General features: G+C 42.2%; 1 protein-coding gene. It reads left to right on the forward strand.

What is annotated here, in order from left to right:
- Positions 1-11 precede the first annotated feature (11 nt).
- Positions 12-890: IS110 family transposase (locus V7R42_RS19875; RefSeq protein ID WP_334022397.1), on the forward strand; the 879-nt coding region annotated here is incomplete at its 3' end.

Raw genomic sequence — 890 nt, forward strand, 5'->3', positions numbered from 1 at the left:
GAGAAAACTCAATGAACTTTTATACTAATACACATCCGTACTATTGTGGAATCGATCTTCACACAAGACTGCTTTACGTCTGCATTATTGATAATGAAAACAATATTCTCGTTCACGAAAAAATTGATGATACACCCGACAAACTGTTAGCGCTACTAAAGCCCTATCTGGGCAACGTAGTTGTTGGCGTGGAATGCATGCATTGCTGGTATTGGGTGTCTGACTTTTGTGAAGAGCACAATATTGACTTTATTCTTGGCCATGCGCTTTACATGAAAGCGATTCATGCCGGTAAAACCAAAAATGATAAGATTGATGCACTCAAGATTGCCAAGCTCATGCGTGGCGGCAATTTTCCGTTAGCACATGCCTATTCAAAAGAGCATCGCTCAATACGTGATGCGCTTCGTCGTAGAACCCACATAATGAGAATGAGTGCGCAACTGAAAGCGCACGTGTCCAGTACGATCAGTCAATACAATCTACCTGCGCCGGAGTCTCGTTTGAATCTGCAAAATTCACCTGACCGAGAAAAAATGCATCACTTTTTTCCTGATGAAGCTGTGCAAAAGAGCATGGATTTAAATCTCAATATTATCGAAACCATGGTGAGTGAACTTTACAAGATTGAACACTATGTAAAGACTCAGGCACAAACACACCGTGCAACAGATTTACATATCCTTAAGTCGTTTCCAGGTATCGGAAAAATTTTAGCCCTGACCATTTTGTATGAAGTTGGCGATATTAAGCGGTTTCCATCAGTTCAGAAGTTTGCCTCGTATTCACGGTTAGTGAAATGCAAAGCTGAGTCGGCCGGTAAAACACACGGTACGCAGGGGAATAAGATTGGCAACGCACACTTGAAGTGGGCATTCAGTGAAGCAGCG

Source organism: Alteromonas sp. S015 (genome assembly GCF_036864485.1).
Classification (GTDB): Bacteria; Pseudomonadota; Gammaproteobacteria; order Enterobacterales; family Alteromonadaceae; genus Alteromonas.